8 protein-coding genes and 1 pseudogene are annotated in these 7,272 nt (G+C 62.5%); 2 read left to right on the top strand and 7 right to left on the bottom strand.

Going from position 1 to position 7,272, the window contains the following annotated elements; translation table 11 throughout:
- The 4 genes from ABI213_RS18715 to ABI213_RS18700 all read right to left on the bottom strand — a co-directional run.
- A partial coding sequence (locus tag ABI213_RS18715; RefSeq protein ID WP_348028209.1) for a tetratricopeptide repeat protein occupies positions 1-676 on the bottom strand: 676 nt, incomplete at its 3' end.
- A gap of 130 nt (positions 677-806) precedes the next feature.
- Positions 807-2,087, bottom strand: coding sequence for an HDOD domain-containing protein (locus tag ABI213_RS18710; RefSeq protein ID WP_348007686.1), 1,281 nt, complete (start codon positions 2,085-2,087; stop codon positions 807-809).
- 116 nt (positions 2,088-2,203) lie between these two features.
- Complete coding sequence (locus ABI213_RS18705) at positions 2,204-3,454, bottom strand: HDOD domain-containing protein (protein WP_348007685.1); 1,251 nt, start codon at positions 3,452-3,454, stop codon at positions 2,204-2,206.
- A 70-nt stretch (positions 3,455-3,524) separates the two neighbouring features.
- Positions 3,525-4,340 carry a ferritin-like domain-containing protein gene (locus ABI213_RS18700; protein WP_348028207.1) on the bottom strand — a complete coding sequence of 272 codons (816 nt, stop codon included), beginning with the start codon at positions 4,338-4,340 and terminating at the stop codon, positions 3,525-3,527.
- Positions 4,341-4,375: 35 nt separating this feature from the next.
- On the opposite strand from ABI213_RS18700, the gene ABI213_RS18695 reads away from it, so the two are divergent.
- Positions 4,376-4,900, top strand: a complete 525-nt coding sequence (locus ABI213_RS18695) for a gamma carbonic anhydrase family protein (protein ID WP_348009053.1) — start codon at positions 4,376-4,378, stop codon at positions 4,898-4,900.
- 37 nt (positions 4,901-4,937) lie between these two features.
- Complete coding sequence (locus tag ABI213_RS18690; protein ID WP_348028205.1) at positions 4,938-5,927, top strand: Hsp33 family molecular chaperone HslO; 990 nt, start codon at positions 4,938-4,940, stop codon at positions 5,925-5,927.
- Here ABI213_RS18690 and ABI213_RS18685 read toward each other — a convergent pair.
- The 3 genes and pseudogenes from ABI213_RS18685 to eno form a co-directional block, all read right to left on the bottom strand.
- Positions 5,913-6,554 (bottom strand): ATP-binding protein, encoded by a 642-nt coding sequence (locus ABI213_RS18685; protein WP_348028203.1) that lies wholly within the window; start codon positions 6,552-6,554, stop codon positions 5,913-5,915. The genes ABI213_RS18690 and ABI213_RS18685 overlap by 15 nt on opposite strands.
- A gap of 1 nt (position 6,555) precedes the next feature.
- Positions 6,556-6,834: a septum formation initiator family protein gene (locus ABI213_RS18680; RefSeq protein WP_348009056.1), complete on the bottom strand. Its 279-nt coding sequence runs from the start codon at positions 6,832-6,834 to the stop codon at positions 6,556-6,558.
- A gap of 8 nt (positions 6,835-6,842) precedes the next feature.
- Positions 6,843-7,272 (bottom strand): annotated as a pseudogene (gene eno / locus ABI213_RS18675) (phosphopyruvate hydratase); the annotation flags it as partial.

Below are 7,272 nucleotides of genomic sequence, written 5' to 3'. Positions count from 1 at the left end.
ACAGGGCCCCGTGCGGGCTGGAGGTCAGCGCCTGGGCGATGCGGCCAAAGCTGTCGGGCCGCAGGCGGTAGGCCTGGCGGTAGGCGTGCATTGCGTCGGGCAGTTTGCCCAGCTCTTGCCACACGATGCCCAGGTTGACCGCCGCTTCGGCGTAGCCGGGCTGGTGCAGCAATGCCGCCTGGAATGCCGCCGCCGCCGCAGGCAATTTGCCCAGATCTTGCTGCACCACGCCCAGTTGGAACCAGGCTGCCGCATGCTGCGGGTGCGCCTGCACCAGGGCTTGCAGTATCTGGGCAGCCTGTGCCTTGTGGCCTTGCTCCAGCAGGGTCAGCGCGTGCAAATACGCCGGTTCGGCGTTGGCGGGCGCGTGTGCGGCGGCTTGCGTAAAGAAATGCGCTGCCCCGGCCAGATCGTCTAGCGCCCGGGCAATCTTGCCGGCCAACAGCAGGGCGGGCGGGTAGCCGGGGCGGGCCTGCAAACTTTGCTGGATATCTGCCTGCGCCTGCACCGGCTGGCCGCTTTGCAGGTGCAGCAGGGCCCGCAACTGGTGGGCCGCGGGATCGCCAGGGCGCTGTTGCAAGACGTCGGCGCAGATGGCCATGGCCGCATCGGGCTGCCCGGCATTGCGTGCGGCAACGGCTGCACCCATGGCCTGCTCGTAGGTAGGTTGCGGCATGGGGGTGGTTTTAGGGCTTGAATTCAGGCATAAAAATAGCAGCCAGCGTAGGTACTACCTGCGCTGGCTGCTATAAATATGAAGTTGAAAAATGAGAGCGCCTAATAACGGCCGCCTGTTAAATAAATGCCTACTGGCCCAGCGTCTCGGCCCAGGCAAGGGCTTGCAAATGCGCCCAGTTGACCTGTTTATTGGACAAATGCAGGGCTTCCGCGGTGCGGCCAAAGACCTCGTCGTTGCCGCTTTCGCAGGCTTCGGTAAGCGCCAGAAAGGGGGCCAGCACGCCGGTGCGGTGCAGCAGCGCGTCCAACACAGGCTGGGGCAGGGCGACAGATTCCAATGCTTTGGCGAGCGGCACGCCCAGCATCACGTCGAGCATCGAGAACACGCCCACCACAAAGGCGTTGTCGCAGTCTTCGGGGGACAGCATTTCTGCGGCCAGCAGCTCCATCAGCTTACCGCGGACCACGGCGGTCTGGCCGACCACCGGGCCCGGGCCGTCTTTGTCGCTGCGCGAGGTGGTCATCAGCAGGGCCGCCCAGCGGAACAGCTTTTGCAGGCCCAAAATCATCACCGCATGGCGGAAGGAGGTGATTTCGCAGTTCAACCCAAAGCCGGACGAGTTGATGAAGCGCAGCAGATTGAACGACAGCGTGGGGTCGCGCTTGAGCAGCTCTTCAATTTCGGCCGTGCTGCCCTGTTTGCGCACCAGGTTGATCAGCTGCAGGATGGTGGCCTGCGAAGGGCGCACGGTTTGCGCCTTGACCAGCGCTGGCTTGGCAAACCAGTAGCCCTGGAACAGCTTGATGCCGTAGCTGGTGAGCAACTGGTGCTGTTCGGCAGTTTCGACCTTTTCGGCAATGATCTGGGCGGTGGTGTTGGCGGTGGCAAATTTGACAAACGGCAGCACCAGTTCGGGCTTGAGCGCCATCAGGTCCAGCTTCACAAACGAAGCCAGCGCACGCCACGAGGCATAACCCCGTGTCAGCACGGTGTGGTTGAAGGCAAATCGGAAGCCGCGTTTGCGCAGATCTTCGAGCACCACCGCGTGGCTGGCGATGTCGTCGGGCGTGTTGCCGGGCACTGGGGGGACTTCCAGCACCACTTTGTCGGGGTGGACCAGTTCCAGGTGGCCGCCTGCCAGACTTTCCAGCGTGCAGTTGATGAACACCAGTTTTTTGCCGACCAGGGTCTCGATATCGGTGAAGGACAAGGCGTTGACCAGCAGGGCGGCATCGCTATCGACGGTGTGGCCTTGGCCCGGGCTGGAGCGGTCAAACAGCTCGTAGCCAAACACGGCGCGGTTTTCGTCCACGATCGCCTGGCGGGCAATCAGTACCTGGCTGTCGGGGGATGCGTCGGGTTCCAGAGGTTGCCTTAGGCTGTGGAGTTGGTCGGGTATGGTGGACATGGCTTGGTAAGTTCTACGGGCCACGGGGGCAGCTGTTTTCCATTCTAGAGAAGAACCATCCTCAAAAGGATGGATGTGGCAGGGTATTTACCATATGTTGCCTCTTTCAATAAAGGCTACATCGTCAGGGTGTCGGCCCACACCAGGGCCTCCATGTGGGCCATATTGATGTGGTGGTTGCTGAACTGCAGGGCGGCGGCCGCCGCACTAAAGGCGCTGTCGTCGTCACTTTCGCAGGCCTTGGTCAGGGCCAGCATGGGGCCATAGAGACCGGTTCCGTGCTGTAGCGCTTCGGCCACCGCCGGTGGCAGGGACAGCAGGGCCAGCGCCTGGTCCAGCGGCATGCCCAGCATGGTGTCCAGCAGCGAAAAAATACCGACGACGAAGGCCCCGTCGCACTCTTCGGGTGTCAGGGTACCGGTGGCCAGCAGTTCCATCATGCGCCCACGCACCACGGCCATGGTGCCCACCGCCGCCGGTGTGCCACTGGCTTTGGACGAGGTAAGCAACAGGGCGGCCCAGCGGAACAACTTTTTCAGGCCCATCAGCATGACGGCCTGGCGGAAGGAGGTGATTTCGCGGTCCATGCCAAACCCGGCCGAGTTGATCAACCGCATCAGGTTGAAGCCCAGTACCGCGTCTTTTTTCAGCACACTTTCGATTTCGTCGGTGCTGGCCTGGTTGCGCACCAGGTTGATGAGCTGCAGCACATGCGCCTGGCCGGGGCTGATGACCTTGGTTTTGATGACGTCCGGGCGGGCAAACCAGTAGCCTTGGAACAGGGTGGCCCCATAAGACTGCAGGGCATTGAACTGTTCTACGGTTTCTACCTTTTCGGCCACTACCTGCGCCGGTGTGCGGGCCTTCACGGCCGCCACAATCGCCTGCAACTGCTCGGGTTTGAGGGCCATCAGGTCCAATTTGACGTAGCTGGCCAGGGGTTGCCACGAGGCGTACAGCGGGGCCAGTACGGTGTGGTTGAACGCCAGCCTAAAACCGCGCTGGTGCAGGTCCTGCAGGGTTTGCTGGCGTGCCGCGATGTCGGCGGGCGCGTGGCCGGGCACGGGACCGACTTCCAACACTACCTTTTCGGGCTGGATCAGGTCCAGATGGCCGCCCGACAGGCTCTCGTGCGTGCAATTCACGAAGATGGTCAATTTGCCCACAAGGGACTCGTTGCCGGTGTGGGTCATGGCGTTGAACACCAGGGCTACGTCGCTGGCCGCATTGTGCGACGCAGTAGAGCGGTCAAACAGCTCGTAGGCCACCACTTCGCGCTGGGCATCCATGATGGGCTGGCGGGCGATGACCACCGCGTCGGCATCAACGGGCAAAGCGGGTGCGGCTAAAGGGTCGGATGGAGGCATGGAGAGTGTCGGGTGGTTACGTATCGTAACGTGTAAGGAACTTGGATGGCGGCGTTTGGGCTCTGTCCGACTATGCCAGCAAAATCGCCAGTTCTTCGTCGGTGAACCCGGCCTGCAAACGCGCCTGCGTATTGAACGGTGGTTTGGGGGTAGGCGCGTCGTAGCGCTGCGCCAGCACCCGGTAGTACGCCACCGGGTCCAGCCCGTCGCGTTGGCACAGCCAGCGGTACCAGTGGTTGCCAATGGCCACGTGGCCGACCTCGTCGGTCAAGATAGTCTCCAAAATCTCTACCGCCCGCAGCGCCTGTGACGTGGCCACTCGGCGCAGTTTGGCCTGGATCAGCGGCGTGGCATCCAGGCCACGGGCTTCCAGCGTGCGTGGCACCAAGGCCATGCGGGCCACTACATCGACCGCGGTGGCGGCGCACACGGTCCACAGGCCGTCGTGGGCGGGAAAGTCGCCGTAATCCCAGCGCACCGGGGGCGTGCCAGGGCCCTCCAGGCTTTGCAGGTGGGCGCGCAGCAGGCTGAAGTGGTGCGCCTCCTCAGCGGCCACCCGCACCCAGTCGAGATAGAAGGCATCGGGCATGCCGTCAAAGCGCCAGGCCGCGTCCAGGGCCAAATTGATGGCGTTGAATTCGATGTGCGCCACGGTGTGCAGCAGCGTGGCCAGACCATCGGGGGTGAAGGGTGAGCGATGGGGTTTGACCACGCGCTCCACCAATACGGGCCGGGCCGGGCGACCGGGGGGATCGCCAAACGGCTGAAAATCGGTTTTTGCTATTGAAAGCGTAGCTGCCTGCGCATGGAGTAATTGCGCTGAGGCCACTTTTTGTGCCGGATCGGTGAGGCACAGGGTTTGCAGGGCGCGGGTTCTGAGTTCCATACCTACAATTGTAAAAGTTGAAAAAAGGGATGCGCATGGCTCTGTATGCACTGGATGGAATGGCACCGCAGGTAGCGGCCACGGCTTGGGTAGCGGACAGCGCCGAAGTCATCGGCGATGTGGTGCTGGGCGAAGACAGCAGCGTCTGGTTTGGCGTGGTGGTGCGCGGCGACAACCACCGCATCACGATCGGCCGGGGCTCCAACGTGCAGGACCTGAGCGTGCTCCACACCGACCATGGCGTACCGCTGACGATTGGCGAGAACGTCACCATCGGCCACCAGGTGATGCTGCACGGTTGCACCGTGGGTGACGGCTCGCTGATCGGCATTGGCGCGGTGGTGCTCAACGGGGCCCGCATCGGCAAAAACTGCCTGGTGGGCGCGGGTGCGCTGGTCACCGAAGGCAAGGAGTTTCCCGACGGTAGCCTGATCATCGGCAGCCCGGCCAAGGTGGCACGGGCGCTGACCCCGGCGCAAATTGAAGGCTTGCAGCGCAGCGCCCAGGGCTATGTGGCCAACGCCCGGCGATACCAAAACGGCTTGCAAAAGCTGTCCTGAACCCCATATCCGTCTGTACAAAGTTAGGAATCCCCCTGTGTCTGAACTCCATAAATTCTTATTCGACGGCCTGCCCGTACGCGGCTGCATCGTGCGCCTGACCGATGCCTGGCAAGAAATCTTGCAGCGCCGTGCCTCCAACACCACCACCGGGGCCTACCCCACGCCCGTGGCCGAGCTGCTGGGCGAGATGACGGCGGCGGGCGTGCTGATGCAGTCCAACATCAAGTTCAACGGCGCGGTGGTGCTGCAGATTTTTGGCGATGGCCCGGTCAAGCTGGCCGTGGTCGAAGTGCAACCCGACTTCAGCCTGCGCACCACTGCCAGCGTGATGGGAGAGGTGCCTCTTGAGGCCACGCTGAGCCAGATGGTCAACGTGGACAACCAGGGCCGCTGCGCCATCACCCTGGACCCGAAAGACAAGTTCCCCGGCCAGCAGCCCTATCAGGGCGTGGTACCGCTGTTTGGCGACAGCAAGGAAAAGCTGGAGAAATTGAGCGATGTGCTGCAGCACTACATGCTGCAAAGCGAGCAGCTCGACACCTTGCTGGTGCTGGCCGCCGACGACAAAGTCGCCGCCGGGCTGCTGATCCAGCGCCTGCCCATACAGGGCGAAAAGAACCTGGCGGGCAGTGTGACCAGCGAGGCCAACGAAAACGAGATTGGCCTCAACGAGCACTACAACCGCATCGCCACCCTGGCCGGCACCCTGAAGCGCGAAGAGCTGCTGACGCTGGACGTGGACACCATCCTGCGCCGCCTGTTCTGGGAAGAGCAGGTGCTGATGTTCAGCCCGCACATTGGCCCCACCGCGCCCAAATTTGCCTGCACCTGCAGCCGTGACCGCGTGGGCGCGATGATCCGCAGCCTGGGCACCGACGAGGTGGAGGGCATCCTGGCCGAGCGCAATGATGTGGAGGTGGCTTGCGAGTTCTGCGGCAAGCAGTACCGCTTTGACGCGGTGGACGCGGCCCAGCTGTTCACCACGCCGGATGCCAGCCTTCCCGGCCCTTCAGCGGTGCAGTAAGCCGCTAAACAGCTTGTGTTCGCACTCCGGGTCGCTGCATTTTTCGCAGTTCCAGACCCACGGGGTTTTTGAAAGAAATCGACCTCTAGCGCTTGTTGCACCTGCACGAGAAGCTATGGATTCAATAGCGTGTAGCGCATTCCGGGTACGGGTTTGGTCTTTGCCGTAGACCACCTGGTAGGGCAGATTTCCCCGCGCCAGCGCGGCACGCAGGGCGGAATCCACCGGTGCGCGGCTGTGCGGCCCGTCACGCAGCGGGTCGGCGGCCCAGGGCAGGTCTAGGCCCATCACCAGCGTCAGATCGAAACTGCGTTGCTGTTCTAGCGCGTAGGCATACAGGCTGCGGTCGCCAAACAGCAAGTCGCTGTAGATGGCGGTCATCAACGCGGTGGTGTCGGCGACCAGATACGTGGCGGTGGGGGCTTGGGCGATGCGCGCGGCGTGCGCTAGGGCAATGGCCCATTGCTCGTCGGCGCGTGGCGTGCGGCCTGCTTGGTCGCACCACAGGCGCAAGGTTTCGGGGATGGCGGCGACGCTGTGGCCCTGGCTGCGCAGGTTAGCGGTGATGGCCTTGGCCAACTGGGTTTTGCCGGTGCTCTCGGCACCCAGCAAAGCAATTCTGATCAATTTACTTTGGGGAGATGTGTACGAAGATTTCGTTCGCCTTGACCATGCCCAGCTCGAAGCGGGCACGTTCTTCGACCATTTCCAGGCCCTCTTTGAGGTCACGCACCTCGGCGCTCAGTTGGTCGTTGGCCTGCTGTTCTTGCAGGTTGTGGACCCTGAGCGTCTCCAGCTTTTGCTGCAGACGCGTCACCTCCGAGATACTGCCGCGCCCGAACCACAGCTGCCCGTGCAGTATTGCCAGCAAGGCCAGCAAAACGATAGGTACGACACGGGAAGCCATGGTTGACCTTATTTCAGGTTGTAAAAGGCTTTACGGCCGGGGTAGGTGGCCACATCGCCTAGGTCTTCTTCGATGCGCAAGAGCTGGTTGTACTTGGCCATGCGGTCCGAGCGGCTCAGCGAACCGGTTTTGATCTGACCGGCATTGGTGCCCACGGCGATGTCGGCGATGGTCGAGTCTTCGGTTTCGCCCGAGCGGTGCGAAATCACGGCGGTGTAACCGGCGCGCTTGGCCATCTCAATCGCGGCGAAGGTTTCGGTCAGGGTGCCGATCTGGTTGATCTTGATCAGGATCGAGTTGGCGATACCCTTGTCGATGCCTTCTTGCAAAATCTTGGTGTTGGTGACGAACAGGTCGTCGCCCACGATTTGCACGTTTTTGCCCAGCAGGTCGGTCAGGATCTTCCAGCCGTCCCAGTCGCCTTCGGCCATGCCGTCT

The organism is Rhodoferax sp., from assembly GCF_039922535.1.
Lineage (GTDB): Bacteria > Pseudomonadota > Gammaproteobacteria > Burkholderiales > Burkholderiaceae_C > Rhodoferax_B.
Note: the sequence above shows the minus strand (reverse complement) of the source record. Positions and strands in the feature narration are given on the sequence as shown.

Bases quoted from the DNA above. Each gene is read 5' to 3' on its own strand.
- ABI213_RS18710 (WP_348007686.1), bottom strand. From the start codon at position 2,087: ATGTCCACCATACCCGACCAACTCCACAGCCTAAGGCAACCTCTGGAA.
- ABI213_RS18705 (WP_348007685.1), bottom strand. From the start codon at position 3,454: ATGCCTCCATCCGACCCTTTAGCCGCACCCGCTTTGCCCGTTGATGCC.
- ABI213_RS18700 (WP_348028207.1), bottom strand. From the start codon at position 4,340: ATGGAACTCAGAACCCGCGCCCTGCAAACCCTGTGCCTCACCGATCCG.
- ABI213_RS18695 (WP_348009053.1), top strand. From the start codon at position 4,376: ATGGCTCTGTATGCACTGGATGGAATGGCACCGCAGGTAGCGGCCACG.
- ABI213_RS18680 (WP_348009056.1), bottom strand. From the start codon at position 6,834: ATGGCTTCCCGTGTCGTACCTATCGTTTTGCTGGCCTTGCTGGCAATA.